21 protein-coding genes are annotated in these 21,060 nt (G+C 27.5%); 12 read left to right on the top strand and 9 right to left on the bottom strand.

All coding sequences use genetic code 11. The features are described from left to right. Positions 1 to 73: 73 nt before the first annotated feature. The 3 genes from AVBRAN9334_RS05440 to AVBRAN9334_RS05430 are packed head-to-tail and all read right to left on the bottom strand — an operon-like array spanning position 74 to position 2,641. Positions 74 to 655: a cytochrome c3 family protein gene (locus tag AVBRAN9334_RS05440; protein WP_214117904.1), complete on the bottom strand. Its 582-nt coding sequence runs from the start codon at positions 653 to 655 to the stop codon at positions 74 to 76. Positions 656 to 665: 10 nt separating this feature from the next. Next, positions 666 to 1,067, bottom strand: a complete 402-nt coding sequence (locus AVBRAN9334_RS05435; RefSeq protein WP_214117905.1) for a cytochrome c3 family protein — start codon at positions 1,065 to 1,067, stop codon at positions 666 to 668. 2 nt (positions 1,068 to 1,069) lie between these two features. Continuing rightward, a complete protein-coding gene (locus tag AVBRAN9334_RS05430; RefSeq protein WP_214120628.1) occupies positions 1,070 to 2,641 on the bottom strand; it encodes a flavocytochrome c in 1,572 nt (523 codons plus the stop codon). Positions 2,642 to 2,905: 264 nt separating this feature from the next. Between AVBRAN9334_RS05430 and fldA the strand changes: the two genes are divergently transcribed. The 7 genes from fldA to AVBRAN9334_RS05395 all read left to right on the top strand — a co-directional run bounded on the left by fldA (position 2,906) and on the right by AVBRAN9334_RS05395 (position 8,548). Beyond that, positions 2,906 to 3,391: a flavodoxin FldA gene (gene fldA, locus AVBRAN9334_RS05425; RefSeq protein ID WP_336607219.1), complete on the top strand. Its 486-nt coding sequence runs from the start codon at positions 2,906 to 2,908 to the stop codon at positions 3,389 to 3,391. A gap of 42 nt (positions 3,392 to 3,433) precedes the next feature. Then, positions 3,434 to 4,876: an ABC transporter substrate-binding protein gene (locus tag AVBRAN9334_RS05420; protein ID WP_336607218.1), complete on the top strand. Its 1,443-nt coding sequence runs from the start codon at positions 3,434 to 3,436 to the stop codon at positions 4,874 to 4,876. Next, positions 4,869 to 5,579, top strand: coding sequence for an EI24 domain-containing protein (locus AVBRAN9334_RS05415; protein WP_214120649.1), 711 nt, complete (start codon positions 4,869 to 4,871; stop codon positions 5,577 to 5,579). The genes AVBRAN9334_RS05420 and AVBRAN9334_RS05415 overlap by 8 nt, the downstream gene beginning before the upstream one ends. 64 nt (positions 5,580 to 5,643) lie before the next feature. After that, positions 5,644 to 5,835: a hypothetical protein gene (locus tag AVBRAN9334_RS05410; RefSeq protein WP_214117910.1), complete on the top strand. Its 192-nt coding sequence runs from the start codon at positions 5,644 to 5,646 to the stop codon at positions 5,833 to 5,835. Between the two features lie 37 nt (positions 5,836 to 5,872). Then, the gene (locus AVBRAN9334_RS05405; RefSeq protein ID WP_336607217.1) at positions 5,873 to 6,700 is read left to right on the top strand and encodes a restriction endonuclease; all 828 of its coding nucleotides are present in this window, start codon (positions 5,873 to 5,875) and stop codon (positions 6,698 to 6,700) included. A gap of 73 nt (positions 6,701 to 6,773) precedes the next feature. Beyond that, complete coding sequence (locus tag AVBRAN9334_RS05400) at positions 6,774 to 7,625, top strand: hypothetical protein (RefSeq protein WP_336607216.1); 852 nt, start codon at positions 6,774 to 6,776, stop codon at positions 7,623 to 7,625. A 62-nt stretch (positions 7,626 to 7,687) separates the two neighbouring features. After that, positions 7,688 to 8,548, top strand: a complete 861-nt coding sequence (locus tag AVBRAN9334_RS05395) for a hypothetical protein (RefSeq protein WP_336607215.1) — start codon at positions 7,688 to 7,690, stop codon at positions 8,546 to 8,548. Positions 8,549 to 8,639: 91 nt separating this feature from the next. On the opposite strand, the gene lepB is transcribed toward AVBRAN9334_RS05395, so the two are convergent. Both lepB and AVBRAN9334_RS05385 read right to left on the bottom strand, forming a co-directional pair. After that, positions 8,640 to 9,491, bottom strand: a complete 852-nt coding sequence (gene lepB / locus AVBRAN9334_RS05390) for a signal peptidase I (RefSeq protein ID WP_214117914.1) — start codon at positions 9,489 to 9,491, stop codon at positions 8,640 to 8,642. Further along, entirely contained in the window at positions 9,478 to 10,323 is an 846-nt protein-coding gene (locus AVBRAN9334_RS05385; RefSeq protein WP_336607214.1) for a bifunctional 5,10-methylenetetrahydrofolate dehydrogenase/5,10-methenyltetrahydrofolate cyclohydrolase, read from the bottom strand. Before AVBRAN9334_RS05385 ends, lepB begins: the two co-directional genes overlap by 14 nt. 60 nt (positions 10,324 to 10,383) lie before the next feature. On the opposite strand from AVBRAN9334_RS05385, the gene AVBRAN9334_RS05380 reads away from it, so the two are divergent. Genes AVBRAN9334_RS05380 through AVBRAN9334_RS05370 form a run of 3 tightly spaced genes read left to right on the top strand, consistent with a single transcriptional unit; the run spans position 10,384 to position 12,242 of the window. Continuing rightward, positions 10,384 to 10,737: a hypothetical protein gene (locus AVBRAN9334_RS05380; RefSeq protein ID WP_214120453.1), complete on the top strand. Its 354-nt coding sequence runs from the start codon at positions 10,384 to 10,386 to the stop codon at positions 10,735 to 10,737. Further along, entirely contained in the window at positions 10,727 to 12,004 is a 1,278-nt protein-coding gene (hemL, locus tag AVBRAN9334_RS05375; RefSeq protein WP_214117917.1) for a glutamate-1-semialdehyde 2,1-aminomutase, read from the top strand. The genes AVBRAN9334_RS05380 and hemL overlap by 11 nt, the downstream gene beginning before the upstream one ends. After that, positions 11,976 to 12,242 (top strand): AtpZ/AtpI family protein, encoded by a 267-nt coding sequence (locus AVBRAN9334_RS05370; protein WP_336607213.1) that lies wholly within the window; start codon positions 11,976 to 11,978, stop codon positions 12,240 to 12,242. Before hemL ends, AVBRAN9334_RS05370 begins: the two co-directional genes overlap by 29 nt. Before the next feature lie 24 nt (positions 12,243 to 12,266). Here the strand turns inward: AVBRAN9334_RS05370 and flgH are convergent, their stop codons facing one another. Then, positions 12,267 to 12,944, bottom strand: a complete 678-nt coding sequence (flgH, locus tag AVBRAN9334_RS05365; RefSeq protein ID WP_336607212.1) for a flagellar basal body L-ring protein FlgH — start codon at positions 12,942 to 12,944, stop codon at positions 12,267 to 12,269. A gap of 69 nt (positions 12,945 to 13,013) precedes the next feature. Here flgH and pta point away from each other — a divergent pair, with 69 nt between their 5' ends. Together pta and AVBRAN9334_RS05355 are read left to right on the top strand one after the other, a co-directional pair. Beyond that, positions 13,014 to 14,468, top strand: a complete 1,455-nt coding sequence (pta, locus tag AVBRAN9334_RS05360; protein WP_336607211.1) for a phosphate acetyltransferase — start codon at positions 13,014 to 13,016, stop codon at positions 14,466 to 14,468. A gap of 20 nt (positions 14,469 to 14,488) precedes the next feature. Continuing rightward, positions 14,489 to 15,658 (top strand): acetate kinase, encoded by a 1,170-nt coding sequence (locus tag AVBRAN9334_RS05355; protein WP_214117921.1) that lies wholly within the window; start codon positions 14,489 to 14,491, stop codon positions 15,656 to 15,658. A 90-nt stretch (positions 15,659 to 15,748) separates the two neighbouring features. On the opposite strand, the gene AVBRAN9334_RS05350 is transcribed toward AVBRAN9334_RS05355, so the two are convergent. From AVBRAN9334_RS05350 to AVBRAN9334_RS05340, 3 genes are all read right to left on the bottom strand, one after another. Further along, positions 15,749 to 16,336: a hypothetical protein gene (locus AVBRAN9334_RS05350; protein WP_336607210.1), complete on the bottom strand. Its 588-nt coding sequence runs from the start codon at positions 16,334 to 16,336 to the stop codon at positions 15,749 to 15,751. A gap of 83 nt (positions 16,337 to 16,419) precedes the next feature. Then, complete coding sequence (locus tag AVBRAN9334_RS05345) at positions 16,420 to 19,176, bottom strand: type III restriction-modification system endonuclease (RefSeq protein WP_336607209.1); 2,757 nt, start codon at positions 19,174 to 19,176, stop codon at positions 16,420 to 16,422. Between the two features lies 1 nt (position 19,177). Next, a complete protein-coding gene (locus AVBRAN9334_RS05340; protein WP_336607208.1) occupies positions 19,178 to 21,013 on the bottom strand; it encodes a site-specific DNA-methyltransferase in 1,836 nt (611 codons plus the stop codon). Between the last annotated feature and the right edge of the window lie 47 nt (positions 21,014 to 21,060).

Below are 21,060 nucleotides of genomic sequence, written 5' to 3'. Positions count from 1 at the left end.
AAAAAGAATTTGAGTTAAGTTTGAAAAAGAATTTATAGAATTTAGAATTAATTCTAAATTCTATTAGCTAAGCTTATTGCTTAGCTCTTTGTTTTTCCCAATCTTCCCAACTATGTGGAGTTGTGTCCTTTAAATCATATAAAGTTTGTGCTAAATCTTTATGCCCTACATGTTTATGACAATCGGTGCATTTCATCTCATCAGCACTACCTTTAAAACTTAGATAGGTAAGATGGATTGGTAATGTGCTTTCATTGTCTTTTACGAAAGCATTTTCGTGGCATTTTAGACAAGAGCTATCAAAAGTATAATTTTTTCTAGCGTGTTCTCTATTTGCTAACCAATCTTTTTTAGTCGGGTCTTTTGTTAAAGTTGTAAAGCCTTCTGCTATTCCGTTTTTAGCTTTAGTCAATAAGTATTTTGCCAAATTATCGTGTGGTAAATGACAATCAGCACAATTAACTACCACTCCTTTAGGATTTTTAGCCCCGTGTATATCATCATTAACATTTGTGATTGCTATAGGTCCATCCCAAGAATGGCAACTCCCACAAAACGGATATTTGCCTGTTACATGAACAATTTTTTCTCCTAAGAATACTAAAACAAGAGTTATGATTACTATCATACAAGTAAAAGCTATTTTATTTTTCATGTATTCTCCTTTATTTTACTTTTAAATTTTTTAAGATTTCTTGGCTATGGCATCTAGCACACATATTAACAGATGGTTTGTGAGTTTTATGACAATTATCGCAGTCTAATTTATCATAATGTGGGCTTTGATGAACATTGTTATTATGTCCGTAACCTGCAGTATATTCTGCTAGTTTTGAATAATCCCCGTGGCATTTTATACAACTATTTAGCATAGCTGATGAATAATCTTTCGCTTGTGCTTCTAGGTGGCAATCATTACACTTAAGATTTAATTTTTTATGAATTCCTTTCACTTCATAGGCTTTTTCGCTAAAATCTACATTTACTTTTCCTAACGAATCCTTTAATACATTTTCATTTGCAAATAAAAAACAGGCAAATAAACATATAATACTAATAAATCTCATTGCTAACCCCTTAATAAATTATAATTTTTTGCTAGAGTATTTCCAGCTCTTTTTCCATAAACTAAGCAATCTAAAACCGCATTAGAACCCAATCTATTGTATCCGTGTCTTCCGCCAGTAATTTCTCCACATGCATACAAACCTTGAATTAATTGCATATCATTATCATATACTTCACAATCTTTATTAGTTTTTACTCCACCCATACAATGATGAACTTTTGGTCCTGGTCTTGCAGCAAAAAATGGAGCTTGTTCTATTTTTATATACTTTCCTTTGTAATCTGAAAAATTGCGATTAAATTCTGGGTCTTTATAATCTTTATCTTTTGAAGCAAGTTCAACATATTCATTGTATCTTTTTAACTGCTCTAAGAAAGGCTCTTTATTGATATTATAATGAGCTATTAATTCATCCATTGTTTCAAATTGTTTTACAGCACCAACTAATAAGCCCCTATTTAAATCTTCTATATCAACCGTTTTAGTGCCATTTATATCCATAATTAAAACAGGTGGATTTAAACCTTTTTCATTCATAGCTAATATCGCATCGCTACCTTGTTTTCTATCAGTAATTTCATTTACAAATCTTTTTCCTGTTTTAGGATTTACCATCATTCCATAAGCATAAGCCCTAGTAATCCATCTATAAGCAAATCCAAAACCACCTTCATCTTGACTTGTTACGTGCATACTTTGAATATATTGCATATCTATGAATTTAACATTATCATTTATTAGTTTTTGTGCTGTGTAGCCAGTAGCTCCTAAATGATTTGTGGTTAATACATCATCTCTTAAACTAGAATCAAATATTTGTCTAAATTTTAAATCAGCTCCCCAACCACCAGTAGCTAAGATAATACCACCAAAGGTTCTATAATATTTAGTAATTCCACTTTCATTGTTTTTTTCTTCATATCCACGCTCAAAGTTAAATTGATATTTTTCTCTTACTTTAATTCCAACAACTTTATGATTTTTATCATATAAAATATCATCCATTATAACTCTTGTTAAAATCTTACCGCCTCTATTAAGAATTTGTTCTTGTAATGGTCTTGTAATATAACTACCTGCACCTGCTGAATGAGAGCGTGGAACGCTATGACCACCACTTCTACTAACCCACTTAAAATTAACTCCATTATCTATAAGCCAATCAAGAGTTTTTACTCCATCATTTATCATAATATTTACTAGTTCTAAATCATTTAAATTCTTACCACTTTTTAATGTATCTTGTATGTGTAGATTAATATCATCAACTATTCCATCTCTAGCTTGTAATTTTGAGCCAGCAACAGCCATTGAACCACCTGAATAAGCCGAGTTGCCACCTAAATAAGGCATTTTATCAATCATAACAACATTTTTAATACCATTATCCAAAAGACTTAGCATAGCTGCACTTCCTGCAAAACCACTTCCAATTACTATTGCATCATAATATTCATCCCATTTTATATCATCAATATCTATACTATTAGATAAAGCAATATTAGGCATTAAAATAGAGCCATACACTAAGCCAGAAAACTTTAAAAAGTCTCTTCTATCTTTAGTTTTCATAAAACCTCCTAATTAAAAAATAATTTTAATAATAATTTTATTTTAAAAGAAAATATGCTTAGTAAATAATAAAAATTTTTTAATAATATTTTTAATTTAATAATTATTATGAAGTAATAATAAGGATTTTTGATAAGTGATATTAACTTATTCTTATATTAATAAATTAATATAACTAATGTTTTTGTAAAAAGAATTTGGTTAATGATTAACAATAATTTCAAATGGTAAAATTATGTCGCAAATCAAATTAAGGAGATAATTATGTCAGTAGCAGTAGTTTTCGGAAGTGCTATGGGAAATACAGAAGGCGCAGCAGAAAAAATTGCAGAAGCACTAGGTGCTGAATTATTAAATATCGCTGATGTTGATGCTGATAAACTAAATGGTTTTGATAAATTAGTTTGCGGAACTTCAACTTGGGGTAGTGGTGACTTACAAGATGATTGGGATTCATTTGATTTTAGTGGTCTAAAATTAGCTGGTAAAACAGTAGCTGTATTTGGTATGGGAGATAGCTCAAGCTATTCTGATACTTTCTGCGGCGGTATGGGAAAACTTGCTAAAGCTTTAAAAGAAGCTGGTGCAAATTTAGTTGGCGAAGTATCAACTGATGGTTATGATTTTGAAGATTCAGAAGCAGTAGTTGATGGCAAATTCGTTGGTCTTGCATTAGATAATGACAATCAAGAAGATTTAACAGACGAAAGAATTGCAAACTGGGTAGCACAAATTAAAGCTAACTTCTAATCACGAAATAGCAAGTTTTTACTTGCTATTTTAAGGATACTTATGAAAAAGTTTTTATTATTATTTTTAGTATTTTCAATTAATTTTTTATCTGCTGATTTAATTAAAGTAGCTATGAAAAATCAACCAAATAATATAAATCCAATTTATAATCCAAATGATGATTTAGTAAATTTATTATATTTAGGTTTGTTTTATAAAAATAATAATAAAGAATTAATTCCCGCACTAGCCAATTCATACAAAATAAGTAATGATAAATTAAGATACGAATTTGAATTAAAACAAGGTCTTCATTTTATAAAAAATAATATAGATTTTGGAGAATTTACTTCAGAAGATGTAAAAACTACTTATGAAATAATTATAAATCACTTTTTTAATTCAAATTATAGTAGATTTTATAATAATATTTCTCAAATAAATATAATTGATAAATATAAAGTTGAATTTGTATTGAAGTATCCAGATAATGATTTTTTAAATTCTTTAACACTAGGGATTATGTCAAAAAATGCTCTTATTAAATATGGTTTAAGTTGGTTTAATAGTGATGCTATTGGTCTTGGTACTTATAATTTAAAGCAATTTAACAATGAACAAATAGTTTTAGTAAAAAATCCTAATGCTATTTTTAAAGCACTTAATGATGGGGTAGTTTTTAAGTTTTATCAAAATGAAGTTCAAATAAAAAATGCTTTAAATAATGATATAATTGATGTTGGCTTGATTAATTATAAAAATATAAAAAATATTGATGATGATTTAGTATATAAGACTTTAGAATCAGATCACGCTATAGCGTTACAATTAAATAATAAAGTAATTTATGATAGGAAATTAAGATATGCAATTTCTTTGATTATTTGTAACAAATCTATTTTAAATCAATTACCGAATTTTAGTATTAATAAACATATTTTAAGTTTGAATAATAATGGTTGTGATAGAGCAGAAGCTAGAAAAATTATAAATGAATTAGGATTTTATAAAGATAAAAAGAGTATAGAATTAAATATTAATAAAGAAAGCACAGCAAATTATTATAAAAAATTAGATTTACCTTTAAAATTAGAAATTTATGTAGATAAAAACAATAAAGACTACTTAAGTATAGCTGAAAATCTTGCTATGCAATTAAAAGATTTTGGAATATTAACAGATGTATTACAAACCAACAATGATGATAATGAAGCTAGTAAGATTATAGATATTGAAGTATATGATAGTATTAATTTTGCAACTATTTTAAATACAAATAAGATTAATAAAACTCAAGCAAAAAATACCATAAATCAAGTGCAAGAGAATTATTACAAAGAGTTTCAAGAGCAGATTAAAATGAACCCTTCTTATGTATTTTTGGTAAATTACAATTATTTTTTAGCTTATAATAAAAAAATTAAAGGTATTGAAAATATGCCAATAGGATTTAATGGAAACGGATTATTTTCTCAAGTAATTAAGTGGTATAAATATGAATAATTTCATTATTAGCCTAAAAGATTTTTTTACATTTAGATTTTTAGCATTTTCTTTATTTCCATTAATTATAAGCTCAATTATATTTATTAGTTTATTAACACTTGCATTTAGTTATGTTGGTAGTTTAGATTTTAACGAAGAAGCTTTTAACTTTTTTTTAGGTGCGATGATACTACACGCCATACAAATATTTATTATGATAATTACTATTTCAGGTGGCGGTTTTTTAGCTTTATATTTATCTATATTTTTTGCTTTAGTTATTACTTCATTTTTAACTCCAATGATAGTTAGAGAAATCAATTTAAAGCATTATAATTACAATAAATTAGATGAAATAGGGTTAATTCAAATAACTTGGCTTTTGTTTAAAATCGTATTGAAATTCTTATTTTTTTTATTTTTTGTGCTTTTATTTCACATAATTCCTATATTAAATTTCATAGCATCATTTTTAATGTTTTGCTTAATGTTTTATTTATTTTTTAATTTTTTAATTTACGATGTGGCTAGTTGTGTTTTAAATAAAAATGATTTTTTAAGTTTTAAACCTTTTAAATTTAAATATATTTTTTGCGTATTTTTATTTTATTTGGCTTCAAATATTCCTTATGTTGGGTTTTTTCTACCTGTATTTTTTGTAATATTTCTAGCTCATTTATTATTTCAAAATGAATTAAGATTAAAACAGCCTTTAAATTGATTAAAAATAACTTTTATATTTTGATTTTTTTGTAGTATTTAATTTTATTTTTAAGGAGATTATTATGGTTTTAAACAATGAAATTATTTGTAATGTATGTAGTCTAAAAGCTAGCGAAGACGAGCACGCAGTATTTATTAGAGCTCATAAAAACAATAAGCCAGTAGATATTTGCACAAGTTGTATTCCGAGCGTAATTCACGGCTCTGGAATGGTTGTAAAAAGTGATGAAGAAATCATTAAAGATTTAGATTGATTTTAGGAATTTCATTTGAAATTCCTATGGTAATTATATGTTATTTAGCATTTTAGAATTTTTACATAATTACTATGGCTTAATAATAACTATTTTTTACTTCATATTACTTGGTATATTCGTTTTATTTATAAAAAAGGCAGAAAAATTTATAAATGACAAAAATAAAGAAATTCAAACATTAAAAATAGATAAAGAAGATTACGAAGATACAAAAACTGATAAAAATATTTTGCTATACAAAAACTATAAATATGAAGAAGAATTATTAAAACTCAAAGATGAGTTAAAACGATTACAGACTTTAACAACTTCAGATATTAATAAAATAGCCATTGAAAAAGCACAAGAATTGATATTAGAAAAAGAAAAAGATTATGAAGACAAATTAAAAGAATTAAATAGATATTATAAGCTAGAAAAAGATAAACTAATTCAGTCTTATGAATTAAAAATAAGTGAAGAAAAAAACGCACAAAATAAAATCAAATTAGAAAATATCAAAAAAGGCAAAAATTACGAATATCAAATAAAAATATACTATGAAAATATAGGTTATAAGGTTTTTCCAAATGGTTTTGTAAATGGTAAAAACGACAAAGGCATAGATTTAATAGCGTATAAAAATAGTGAAATAAGGCTAATTCAATGCAAGTGCTACACAAATCCACCAAAACAATATCTGCTTAGAAAATTTATAGGAGATTGCGAAGTTTTTATTAGAAACAATCCATCATTATGTGATAATAAAATAATTTATAAAGATTTTATAACAAGCTGTAATGATAAAGATTACGGAGTAGTGTGTTACTTAAGAGAATATCCAAATGAAATAAATTATCAAATCATTAACTATATAAATTAAAGCATTAAGACAATAAATAATAGATTAATAATTTTTTATTTGCTATAATTAATCTTATTTTTAAAGGTAGGATATGAATGAGTTTTTAATATATCTAACATATTTTTTAGATAATTTACATGATTTAGCTAGTGGGATTATTAGTATTTTAATTCCTATACCATATGCAAGTTTTATTACTTACCCTATTGTTTTTACTCTTACTTTATTTATAGGATTAAAGCTCTATCCTAGATTTATAATAGCTTTATATATTTTATTTTTTTATTTGGTTATAAGAATTGGGCTTATTGATAGAGATGCCGGTGGGTGGTTTGTAGTTTTACAACTATTGCTACCAATTGTATTTTCACTATTAATTTGGTGGTTTTATAAGTTAATAATGAAACAAAATCAAAAATTTATTAAAGTTATCTTTTATTTTTTCTCATTTTTAATGATTGCTTTTCACGGAATATTATTCATAAGTCATTTTGATTTACAGCAAAGTCCAAAATACGAAGTAACAGAACTTAAAAAACCAAATACCTTATTATTAAGCACAATTGAAAAGCAAAACTATACGATAGATGGAAAGTTTTTTAAAAGTGTAAATTTAATAGTTGATAAAGAAGTGCAATTATATGAAGATTATCATGAAAAAATTTTTGAAGAAGAAGCTTCAGAATTACCAACTAGACTTAGTAAAGATAAACTAATAAATTATGATATTTATGGTTATTATAAACCTTGTAGTTATGCAATAACAAATTTAAATAATTTGAGTTTAGAACTTAGCCCTAATCTTAATAGAATTTATGATTCTTTTACTAGGTTATTTATTGATAACTATTATCTTAGTTTAGGTAATTATTATAGAAGAGGTAGTTGCTCTAATGATGTTTATACAAATTATTTAAATAAATTAAAAGGAGAATTAAAATGAAAACAAGTTATAAAAATATTAGTAATTTTTATAATTAGTTTTATTAAATATAAAGGATAAATTTGAATATAGATAATTTAAAAGATTATAAAATAAAAAACGATTATTTATATAGCTTAGAGCTTATTAGATTTATTAGTGAAATTTTCGTAATTTTAATTTTATGTCGCATAATTTATGTTGGTATAGATAATTTAATTTTTTTATATAATAGACCAGAACGAATAATGTCGGATTTGTGGTGGATAAAAAGGATGGATGAAGCAATACTTCGTAGCATATTCTTTATTATATTCTTTTTAAACCTTAGACAAATAAAAAGACTTAGATTTGTTAAAAATAATGATTTTTATATTAGCGTAGATAATGAAAAGATATATTTTGAAACCTACGAAATAGGCGAAAAAGGTCTTTTTGGTACAGCAAAAAGTTACAAAAAAGTAACCGCAACGATAAATAAAAGTGATATAGTTTTTAGATTGCAATCTAAACGACCTGCTTTAGCTTATTCATATATATTCAATAAAGACGCTTTCAATACTCAAGAAATGGAAGTAAAAAATTTAAATCATAAATCAGATTTTATATTAATTAGAATATTATTCTTTCCTATACTTATATTTTTTGTAATATTAGATATTTTATCAAGTTATTTAATATTGTTTTTCTTAAATGGTAAAAACTTAAAAACTTACACAATATATCAAACTAAAACCAAGCTAGTTTCATTGCCTTTTGTTGATGATTTATCGGTTTATTTTTTATATACAGAGTTTAGACAAAAGTATTCTGCAATGAGTAAAGGTGGCTATGAAATGGAAGCAAAAGAAGAAGCACAACCACTAGGTGAAAAATACATAGCAAAACAACAAAAGAAAATTGAAAAGATTTTAAGTGAAAAGTCTTCAAATACAATTAAATAATTTTAATTTTTATATAAATTACTTTTAAAATATAATGTATTATAAAATAAATTCTAATTCAAATCACAAGAATTTGAATTAGATATTTTTGTTAATCAAGAGAATTAATATCGCTTATTTCGTGATGGATATATCTTTCATCGTTTTCTAAGGTATCAACGCTTTTAAACATTCTTTCCCAGCGGATATTATAATCATCATCCCAGCTTAGATAAACAAACCAAGGTTTACCTTCAATATATTTATAATCTACACTTCCCCAAAAGCGGCTATCATTTGAGTGGTCGCGATTATCACCCATCATAAAGTATTCATTGCTAGGCACCTTATAATAATACGCTTTAATATCACTTCTTAATTCACTAACATAAATTGGCTTCATTACAAACTCACCCTTAGCCATAAAGTATTCTATGACCTTATCAAAATCCACTCTTTCATCATAATGAATACCCTTTTTAGTATAAGGCTCTTTTATGTATAATTTGCCTTGTAAAATCACTTGTTTATTAGCAGGATAATTTGCTCTCATGTATTCATCTCCTTCGTGCATTCTCACATAAAGGGTCTTATTTGCAAATATTATCTCATCATCTCCTAAAGCAACGCAGCGTTTAACATAATGTAGCTTTGTATTGTGCGGATACAAAAACACCACTATATCATCTCTTTTAGGCTTAGCATAGCTTAATAAATGCCCATCGCCTTTAAAATCAGGCAACACAGGAACTTCTAGGAATGGAATTCTAGGAGTTGGTATCCCGTAGGCGAATTTTTTTACAAATAAATGATCTCCTACTAAAAGTGTGTTTTTCATAGAGCCACTTGGTATTGTAAAAGCTTGAGCTACGAAAAATATAAAAACAAGAACAAATACAATAGTCCCCGTCCATGAATTCCAAAAATCAACTAATTTTTGCCATTTTGTTTTATTTTCTTGCATTTTCTTCCTTTTTTAATCTTGCTTCATATGTGTTTTGCATTAGTGCATAAATAGTCATAGGTCCTACTCCGCCAGGAACTGGAGTAATCATACTAGCTTTATTACTTGTCTTAAGATAATCTCCTGATAGTTTTTTGCCATCAATTTCTTTGCAAATCCCAACATCAATTAAAATAGCTCCATCTTTTATAAAATCATCATTTATTAGATGAATTACACCTGTAGCACTTATTAAAATATCAGCGTTTAAAGTATGCTCTTTTAAATCTTTTGTATATTTGTGGCATACGCTAACACTTGCACCTTCATTAATCATCATAGCAGCAAGTGGGCGACCTACTATGATACTATCGTTTATTATGCAAATATTTTTGCCTTTTACACTGATACCATAATGCTTCATCAAAATATCAATTCCAAGCGGGGTGCAAGCATAAAAATGTGGTTTTAAATTCGCTAAAACTAAACCTAAATTAAGTGGAGTAAAACCATCTACATCTTTAATAGGATTTATAGCGTTTATGATATTGTCTTTATTGATATGATTTGGTAAAGGTAGTTGCACTAAGATAGCATCTACACTATCATTATCATTTAAATCTCTTATGATTTTTAATAATTCTTCTTCGCTAATACTACTATCTAGCTTATAATCTTTACTAATTATTCCTAATTCATTACAAGCTTTTAATTTACTTCTTACATAAACCCCACTAGCATAATCATCTCCTACTAAAATTACAGCTAAGCAAGGTTTGGTTTTTAGCTCATTAATTTTGAGTTTTAATTGTGCATATAATTCTTTGCTTAATTTTTTTCCATCTAGTATCAATTTGTAACCTTTATAAAAATAAAGATTGTATTATAACCCTTAAAAACAACGGATTATAAAATGAAATCAAAATTAATATTATTAGTTTTTAGCGTATTTGTTTATGCTAATAGTGATTTTTTAAGCAAAGATGAATATCAATTAAGCTTGTATCAAAACCCAAGGGGAATTGGTTGTGATAAATGCCACGGGCTTGATGGAAGTGAGCAAATATTTGCTACTTATAAAGAAAATGGAAAAACCATTCAAGTAATAATCCCTAGTATTAAAAATATTAGTTATGAGAATTTTTATAAAGCCTTAGTTAGTAAAACAAGTTCAAAAAATATAATGCCAAATTATTATTTAACAAATGAAGAAATAAAAAATTTATACTTATATATCAAGAAAAAAGGAGAAAAAAATGACAAATAAAGAAGCTTTCGCACAAGCACAAACATTAATAGCAGGTGGGGTTAATTCTCCTGTAAGAGCGTTTAAAAGTGTAGGTAGTGAGCCTGTATTTATAAAAAAGGGAGATGGCGCTTATATAATTGATATTGAAGATAAAAAATACCTTGATTTAGTTCAAAGCTATGGACCTTGCATTTTAGGACACGCTGATATAAATGTAACAAACGCTATTATTAATGCAGCAAAAGATGGCACAAGTTATGGTGCTCCTACATTAGCTGAAAGCAAATTAGCACAAAAAGTTATATCGTTATATCCTGCAATAGAGCAAATTAGATTTGTAAATAGTGGGACAGAAGCTACTATGAGTGCAATTCGCTTAGCAAGAGCTTATTCTAATCGTGATGGGCTTATTAAATTTGATGGTTGTTATCACGGACACGCTGATATGCTTTTAGTAAATGCAGGAAGTGGCTTAGCTACTTTTAATACTCCAAGCTCAAGTGGAGTTAGTAAAAACGCTGTAAAAGATACTTATACAGCTAAATACAATGATATAGAAAGCGTAAAAGAGCAAATTGCTATAGCAAAGAGTAATGGTAGTGAAATAGGTGTGATTATTATTGAACCAATTGCAGGAAATATGGGTTTTGTCCCTGCTAAAAAAGAGTTTTTAGAAGACCTTAGAAAGCTTTGTGATGAATTAAAAATCGTTTTGATTTTTGATGAAGTTATGAGTGGTTTTAGAGCTGCTTTAGGTGGGGCTTTAGAGATTTATAAAGTTGTGCCTGATATGGTTTGTTTTGGTAAGGTTATTGGTGGGGGACTTCCTGTTGGAGCTTATGCTGCAAAAAAAGAAATTATGCAACTTCTAAGTCCACTAGGCGGAGTATATCAAGCAGGAACGCTAAGCGGAAATCCACTTGCAATGGCAGCAGGTATTGCAAATCTTGAGCAATTAAACGATGATATTTATAAAAAATGTGATAAATGGGCAAAAAATGCAATTAATGCTATGCTAGATGAGAGTAAAAGTGCAGGAGTGCCTTTTGTAGCTAAAAATATAGGTTCAATGTTAGGATTTTTCTTTAATGAAAAATACCCATTAAATTACGATGACGCTAAGACAAGTGATACAGCTAAGTTTTCAAGATTTCATAAAATTATGCTAGAAAATGGAGTAAATCTTGCACCATCAACCTATGAAACTGCATTTATTTGCTCTAAGTTTGAAGATAAAGAATTTGAAATATTTATAAATGCGTTCAAAAAGGCTATTCGTGCATAACGAAGAAAATAAAAGAGCTAAAAAAGTAAAAAGTGTAATAGACGCTGCAAATCATCTAAGCTTAGGTATTAGCATTGTAGTTGCAGTGCTAATTGGCGTTGGTTTAGGAGTTTTACTCGCTAAGATTTATAAGCCTTTATTTTTCGTAGGACTTGCATTTGGAATAGCAGCTGCAATTTCAAATGTATATAAGGCTTATAAATTATTATTAAAAATCAACGAAGATGATAAGAAATAAAGTCTTTTTAACCTTAAATCAAGGTTAAAAAGGCCAAATAGTTTCAACTGCTTTTGTTCCCCAAGGTTTTTTAGTAGCTTTATCAATTTCGCCTTGAGTTGAATAAAGTATTTTAGCGTCTGCTATGTATTTGCTCTCAATTGTGTTTTGACCTGTTATATCATAAGGTCTAATTACTCCAGAGATTTGAACGATTTGTTTTTCTCCGTTTATTAATAATTGTCTTTTTCCTTCAATAAAATAATTTCCATTAGCTAATACCTTTATTACTCTAGCACTAATTGTTGTTTGAAATTTTTCATTTCTACTAGCTTGACCGCTACCACTAAAATCTGAATTATTTTTTGTTTGAAAGCCAATATCTGCTGATTTATTAAGACTTGATAATAATCCTGCAAAAACTCCGGAATTTAAATTAGCATTAGAAGCTTTATTCGTGCTTTTACTAGCTTTACTACTTTGGCTTGTATCTTCTTTAATAATTATTGTAACTATATCATTTACATTCATAGCTTTATTATCGCTAAAAAGTGGATTAGAGCCTTTTCCAAAAAGTGAGCCTGGACTTCCTAAATTATTATCAGCCTTAGGTTCAATTTGCTCTACATATGTTGGAGCTTTCATATCCATTTGCGGATCAGCCAAACCACAACCTGAAATTAACAAAGAGAAAACAAAATATTTTATGTAACTTTTTTTCATATTTTCTTCCTTATTTATTAATATTTTAGGCATATACTCTAGCGAAATTTAATCAATGAAGGAGTAGCAATGAATGCGATTTACTTTCAAAAACAAAGCAGGGAAAGTTTAGATAATCTTGCTATAAAATTATCAAAAAAATATTCAAATATTGTTGTTTTCCAAGCACTTGCTTGTGAAGACGGGGTGTGTGGTTTAAATAAATTATCAAAAGAGCATAATATAAAAACTGAATACTTATATGATAGTGCAACAGGCGTTAAAGAGTATTTGAAAAATGAAAATACTTTTTATAAAAATATAATCATTAAAGTTAATGAATTAAAAGCTAAATATGATTTTGTATTAGTTGCTAGTTTTGGAGTTTTTGGTGGTCTTGATACTTTTTGGATAAATCTAAAACTAAGTAAAGAGCTTAATTTAAATTATGTAATTGATAATGATTTAACCAAATTTGAGTTTGCTAAAATTCATCATAAATACGCAAGTTTATATAATGAAAATACAAGCTTAGATGAGTTATTAAATCTTAAAAAACCTGATTATGTAAGTCCAATGGCATTTGAAGTTATGCTAGAGAGCAAGGCTAAAGAAAATATTAAAACCATAGTTTTACCAGAAGGAAATGATGAGCGTATTTTAAAGGCTGCTAGTATTTTATTAGAAGGTAAAGCTGTTAAATTAATTATCTTAGGAAACAATAAAGAAATAGCACAAAAAGCTAGTGATTTGGGTATAGATTTAGATGATGTTAAGACTTATAATCCAGGTAATTCATCATTAGATGATGAATGTGCAAATGCACTTTATGAAGCTAGAAAATCAAAGGGAATGAGCCTTGAGCAAGCAAAAGAACTTATAAAAGATAGAAATTATTTTGGAACTTTACTAGTTCATTTAGGCTACGCTGATGCTATGGTTAGTGGGGCTGCATGTTCAACTGCTGATACAATTCGCCCAGCTCTTCAAATAGTTAAAACTAAACCAGGTGTTAAGAGTGTAAGTGGTGGATTTTTTATGTGCTTAAGTGATAAGGTTTGGTATTTTGCTGATTGTGCAGTAAATCCTAATCCAACTCCTGAAAATCTAGCCGAAATTGCAAGTGTTAGTGCGGCTACTTATAAGGCTTTTGGTTTTGAACCAAGAGTTGCAATGCTATCTTATTCAACTGCAAATAGCGGTAGTGGAGTAAGCGTTGATTTAGTAAAACAAGCGTGTGAATTAGCAAAATCTTATGAGGGATTAAATTATGATGGTCCTATACAATTTGACGCAGCAGTAGATATTGCAACAGCAAGTAAAAAAATGCCTGATAGCAAAGTAGCAGGAAAGGCAAATGTATTTGTATTCCCTGATTTAAATGCAGGAAATATAGCTTATAAAGCAGTGCAAAGAAGTGCAGGGGCTATTGCGGTTGGTCCTGTTTTGCAAGGTTTAAACAAACCTATTAATGATTTAAGTAGGGGTTGTTTGGTTGAAGATATTGTAAATACATGTTTAATTAGTGCAATTCAAGCACAATAAATTATAAAAAAGGAAAAATTATGAAAAAAATATTAGTTTTAAATGCAGGTTCAAGCTCACTGAAATTCCAATTATTTTTTAATGAAGATAGTGTTGCGAGTGGTTTGGTTGAGCAAATTGGAGAAAGTAATTCAAGAGCAAAAATTAAATTTGATGGCAAGGAATTAGAGCATTTAGGTGGCATAAATAATCACGAAGATGGCTTAAAAGTAGTTCGTGATTTATTTGCTAAAAGCGGACTTTTAACTGATTTTAATGAATTAGCAGCAGTAGGTCATCGTGTGGTGCATGGTGGAGATAAATTTATTAAAGCAACATTAGTTGATGATAAATGTTTAAAAGCTTTAGATGAATTAGTAAAATTAGCACCTTTACATAATCCTGCAAATATTTCAGGAATTAAAACAATTATAAATCTTGCTCCAAGTGTTAAAAATATAGCAGTATTTGATACAGCATTTCATCAAACAATGCCAGAAATCGCATATCGCTATGCAATAGCTAATAAATATTATGAAGAAGATGGCGTTAGAAGATACGGCTTTCATGGAACATCTCATGAATTTGTAACTCGTGAAGCAGAAAAATTCTTAGGTATTAAAAACATAGATGCAATTACAGCTCACTTAGGAAATGGTGCAAGTATTAGTGCTATTAAAGATGGTAAATGCGTTGATACTTCAATGGGTCTTACTCCGCTTGAAGGATTAATGATGGGAACTAGATGTGGGGATATTGATGCTGGAGCTTTATTTTATTTAGCATATAATAAAGGTTTAAGCATTGCTGAACTTGATAAAATTTGCAATAAACAAAGTGGTTTATTAGGAATTTGTGGTGCAAATGATATGCGTGAAATTGAAGAAAAAATGCAAAATGGTGATAAGAAAGCAAAATTAGCATTTGATATGTTTTGCTATAGAATTGCAAAATACATAGGCTCATACCTTGCAGTAACTCCTGCTAAGGCTCTAATTTTTACAGCAGGTATTGGTGAAAATGATGATTTAATGAGAGCTGCGGTTTGTAAGCAACTTGCACATCTTGGCTTTAGCATTGATGAAGAAAAAAATGCTAAGCGTGAAAAAGTAGCTAGAAATATAGCAAAAGCTGATTCAAAATACCCAATTTTAGTTATTCCAACTAACGAAGAATTATCAATAGTAAAACAAACAATGGAACTTATTTAATCCTATTGATTTAAATTCTTGTAAAACTATAAATAATTAAACATTATTTGTAGTTTTACTGCCATTATATCTTCTTAATTGTATTTTATTTTATATGTTTGGATTACATAACCACACCCATCTATATAATATTCTCTCTTCTTTTTCCTTAGTATATGAGTTATATAACATTACTTGCATTTTATATCCATCTATAAATTGAAATGAATTTTTATCAAAAAATCTATTTTTAAAAAATACTAGATTATTGTTAAATTCATTAACTTCTTTTAATTCTAAACTATCTAAAGTTTTAAGAGATTTAACTTCATCAATGCTATTATAATTTTGCACTTCATATATTTTTGCATTACTTAATTTAAAATAATTTACAATTGCTCTTTTATATTTTTCTTCTTTTTCCAAATTACATTTATATCCGCTTTTAGAATAATCATATTTATAATTTGTATACTCATTTTTAAAATCCCAAAATAATAAATAGCCTTCTACTTCTAATTGCCTTTCAAGAGAGCAAAGCTCTTCTTTAGTTTTAAGAAATTTATCATAAGTTGAACTAAAGTATTTACTATAGATATCGTATGAATACTGAACAAGCATTAAAAAAGCGAAAATAGGAATGATAAAAAACGCTAAACCCAAACCAACAAATAAAGATTTTTTTATTAATTCTTTCATAAAAGAAAGCATTTAACACTCCATATTTTTAATATAATCTTGTATTCTAATTTAAATCCTTTAAGGAATTTAAATTAGATTAATTATTTTTTATTGATTATATTTTTTATGATTGTTTCCAATTTATCATTATTAAATTGTTTTTCAAAAGTAATATTTATACCTTTAAAAAGACTTTCTGCGTTAGTAATTTTCGCATTTTCATCTCTTCTTAGATTGATTTTGCTATCTACGCCTTTACTTTCAAGCACAAAATAATGGATATTTTCTTTATCATCTTTTAATACATAAGCAAAATCAGGCGAATAGCTAAATCCACCCACTACAGGGATTTTTAATGAGTTTTTAGGTATTTTCATAAAGACTTGTATGCTTTTTATATCTTCTTTTATTATCTCTTGCTCAATTTTACTATCATAAAAAATCTGCTCGTATAAAAAGGTATTATTTGCTAATTCATCTCCACCTAAAACACCTATATCACTAGCATTTATTTCATTTAATATTTCACCTTTTTCATTAGTGATTTTTGTAGGATGAATGTGGTGTGAAAACTCTTCGTAAGATATGCTAAAAAGCTTACTAGAATTACTTAAAAGATAAAAATTAAATTCCTTACAAATAGCATTCAAACTAGGCTCATTTAAATAATCATTTATGTTAAATAAACCATCTTTCATTAACTCATAAAAGGCTTTATGTAAAGTGTTTAGATTAAGACCTAATTTTGTGCTAAGTCCTAGCAAAAACTCTCCATAATTTAGAGTTTTTATATTTATTTTATTATTTAAAATATCTTTTTGGCTTTTTAATTGATTATTATTTACGCTTAATTGTGTAATTTTTATATAACTTGAATTATCTTTTGCTTTAAATTCTTTTAAAAACTCTTTAAAATTAGCTAAAAACACATTTTCAATGGCATCGTATTTTAAAAATACTTTTTTGTTTATTTCTTCCCATAAAGCCTTGATTTGTGGATATAAATTAGTTTTGATTTTTACTTTATTTTCTAATTCATTAGAGTTTTTAATCTTACCTTTTTTAATGTTATTTTTGCTAAATGCTTTTGGATATTTTGCTTTTAAAACATCTACATTTATTATCTTACTTCGCTTGTTTATAGCACCGCATTCTAAAAGCTCATCATAAATCAAATCTTCATCTAAATCATATTCACTTAAAATTATTTTATAAATTTTCTCATCTAATAAATCATCTATTTTTATATCAAAACACTCATCACTTATCTCAATTTCATTTATAAGTTTTTGAGTAAAATCACTCTCACTAGCATCTACGAAATAATTTAAATAATATTCTTTATTAGTAATTCTATTGCCGTATTCATCAACAGGAAGCCTAAGCCCACGCCCAACTTCTTGAAGCTTACTTATCTCACTTCCGCTACTTCTAAGTTTGCAAATATTAAATACATTTGGATTATCCCAACCTTCTTTAAGTGTCCATTTTGAAAATATAAATCTTCTAGTATTATTAAGACTAAGTAGGCTCATTTTATCGTGCAAAATCTCATTGATTTCTTGCTCTATTTTATCATCTTTATCACTATTATCTTTTGAAAAATAACCGCCGTGAGTAAGGCTAATATCGTTTAAAGATTTTTGTAAATATTCTTTATAAAATCCTGTGCTAAGCTTTAATTCTTCTTCTAGTTTGCTTTTTAATGCCTTTTCAAAATATTCTTTTAGCCTTGCGTTTTCTCCACGATAAGAATTTATATCATCTATAAAAAATAAGCTTAAAGGCTTTAATTTTATCTTTTGATTTAAAAACTCTCGCTCTAATTTAAAATGCTCATCTAAACAAGCATTTATCATTTGCTTAGCTAAATCATCATTAAAGCTAAAAGGATTAAATTTGTTATCTTTAATTAGCTCTACGCCATTTGATAAAAGCACTTTTTGCTTGTTTAAATCTTGCACGAAAATATCTAAAAAATCATAAAAACAAGCGAAATTTTGCCCTTTGCTAAGTCTAAACTCACGCTTTTTATCATCACAAAAAATAGCTTCATTATCTACTATATCTTGAAGTTTAATATAAGCTTTATTTCCTATTTCAAATTCTTGCACGAAAGTTTTTACACCTTTAACCAAATTATCATTAAAGGCTTTAAGTGGGGTTAGATTATAAAGTAGGTTTGAGTTTTCTTTAAAAGTCGCTCCATATCTTAATATAAATTGTGGTTTTAGTTTTAAAACATTCTCCCAAGTTTTACTTGCTTTATCAAATTTATGTGGCTCATCAACGATTAAAATACTTTTAGTATCTGCTAATGCGGGAAATATGCTAAAAAATTTATCAAAAAGATTGCTTTCAAATTCTTTTTTAAAAGTTTCTGAATTAAGCATTCCTGCATTTATTAAAAGCACTCTTATAGAAGCTTTATCATCGTGATTGCAAAAATCTTTTATGCTTTGTGGCATTTGCTCTTTTTTACTTGATTTTTCGCTTTTTACTTCGTAAAAACTTAAGCTTTTTTTAAACTCATCTATAAAATGTTGGCGTGATAGCTCAAAAAAACTTTTAGTCCCTGATTTAATAGCTAAAGTTGGCACAAGCACTATAAAGCTATCATATCCATAAGCTTCATTTAGCATAAACATAGTTTTTGTGTAAGTGTAGGTTTTACCTGTGCCTGTTTGCATACAAATATCATAAGTGTTATCATTTATAAAGTTTTGATTTTTTATACCATTAAACTCTTGAATTTCTTTAACATTTGCCTTTATATCATTACTTGAAAATATTTTTAAAACACTTTGAATAGCTATATTTTGATATTCTAAATCATTAGTATAATTAAAGCTACCCATCTTAAAATCTCACTTGTAATTTAATGCCTAATTTAATTAAAGCTTCTTTTAAACTCTTGTGTTCGCTACTCGTAAAACTAGCATTGTATAAAATAACTCTTTCACAAATTAGCTCACTATCTTGTAATTTTTGCATTAGGGTTTTGATATTTTCGCTTTTAAAATGTGGGAAAACTAAGTAAAGCAATTTATTACAATAATAAGCCTTATAATCGTTTATATTTATTATTTTAAATTCCATATCTAAAGCTATACCATCGGCTAATTTATAGCTAGTTAGAATTTCATTTGTTTTATCGTTATTAAATGGTGCAAAAAGATTATCGCCTAAGCTTAAATCTAGTTTTTCTATTTTTTCTAGTTCTAATTCATCTTTATATACTATCTTAAATTCACTAAAGTCTAAATTAGTAGCGTTTGGATAATCTTGTTTGATTTTTTTCGCAGCTCTTATTAATCTTTCTTTGGTAATTGCATAAATTGTTGGCTTACAATTAAGCTCATTTTTTACAAAATCATAAGCAATTTTACTCTTTTTCTCATCTATTGGCTCATCAAGTTGAACTAAAATAAACTTTCTATTTCCACCATCTTCGGCATTTAATTGCATAATAGCGTGTGCAGTAGTTCCTGAACCTGCAAAAAAATCTAGGACAATATCATTTTTATCGGTTGAAATTTGTAATATTCTTTTTAATAATTTAGTTCCTTTTGGATCGTTAAAAATACCTTTACCAAGCAAAGAAGATAATTCTTCATTATTGCTATGTGTATGCCCCACTTCATCATAACTCCATACACTACCACAAGAAATTCCTTGTCTAACTTCAGTAATATAAGTTTTTTTATCTATTCCACCTTTTGAATTAAAATACAGTTCGTTATCATAAAATAGCTGTAATAACTTATCTTTAGAATATCTAGGGTATCTACCTATCGGAGCTTGCCAAGTTATTCCATTTGGAAAAGTTATACTATATTTACCCAGCTCACTTCCACTTCTTGCATGAATTGGTGTTGGTTTCCAAGCACCTTTAGGATCATTATCTCTATTTTTATATGCAGAATTTTGTTTCTCGCTTCTTGGTAATAAATTTAATTTATTATTAATCCTATTCTTAAAATAGCAAAAAATATGTTCGTGTTGATAAGACATATCTGTATCATTAGAAGTTGTGTATTTGTTATTCCAAATAAAATCAGCTACGAAATTCTCTTCACCAAAAATCTCATCACACAAGAGCTTTAATTGAGCTGCTTCATTATCATCAATTGAGATAAATATCACTCCATTATCTTTTAAAAGCTTTCTAGCTAAAAATAGCCTTGGATACATAAAGGTAAGCCACGCTGAATGTGAGCTTGATTTTTTGGTGCTAAACTCTAGCACTCTTTTAGCTTCATCTTCACTCATTCCAGCGTTTATTAAATCATCTAGCTTATAAGCTCTAGTATCATTATAGACAAAATCCTTATTAGCGGTATTGTAAGGTGGGTCTATATAAATCATTTTGATTTTTTTATAATAGCTATTTTGTAAGTGTTTTAAGACTTCTAAATTATCGCCTTTTATGAGTAGATTTTGCTTTAGATTTTCATTAAATGTGCCGTTTTGTTTAAGGTAGCTTGATGGTTTTAGATTTGCTAGATATTTTGCGTGTTTTTTGCCTAAAAAATTTAAACTATAACTCTCATTTGTAAAATCCCCCCCCCCGTTAGCAGCTATTTCGCTTTGGAATTTTTCTAAATTAAATTTTCCATCTTTATCAAAACATTCAGCAAAATGTTCTTTTAATATATCTAATTTACTTTTGCAGTCCTTATGTAAAAGCTCCATTTTCTCTCCTTTTTTCGTGGAATTTAAAATAGGAATTTCATAAAGAA

Source organism: Campylobacter sp. RM9334, from assembly GCF_020138145.1.
GTDB lineage: Bacteria > Campylobacterota > Campylobacteria > Campylobacterales > Campylobacteraceae > Campylobacter_E.
The sequence above is the reverse complement of the archived record's forward strand: the minus strand, read 5'-3'. Positions and strand labels throughout refer to the sequence as shown.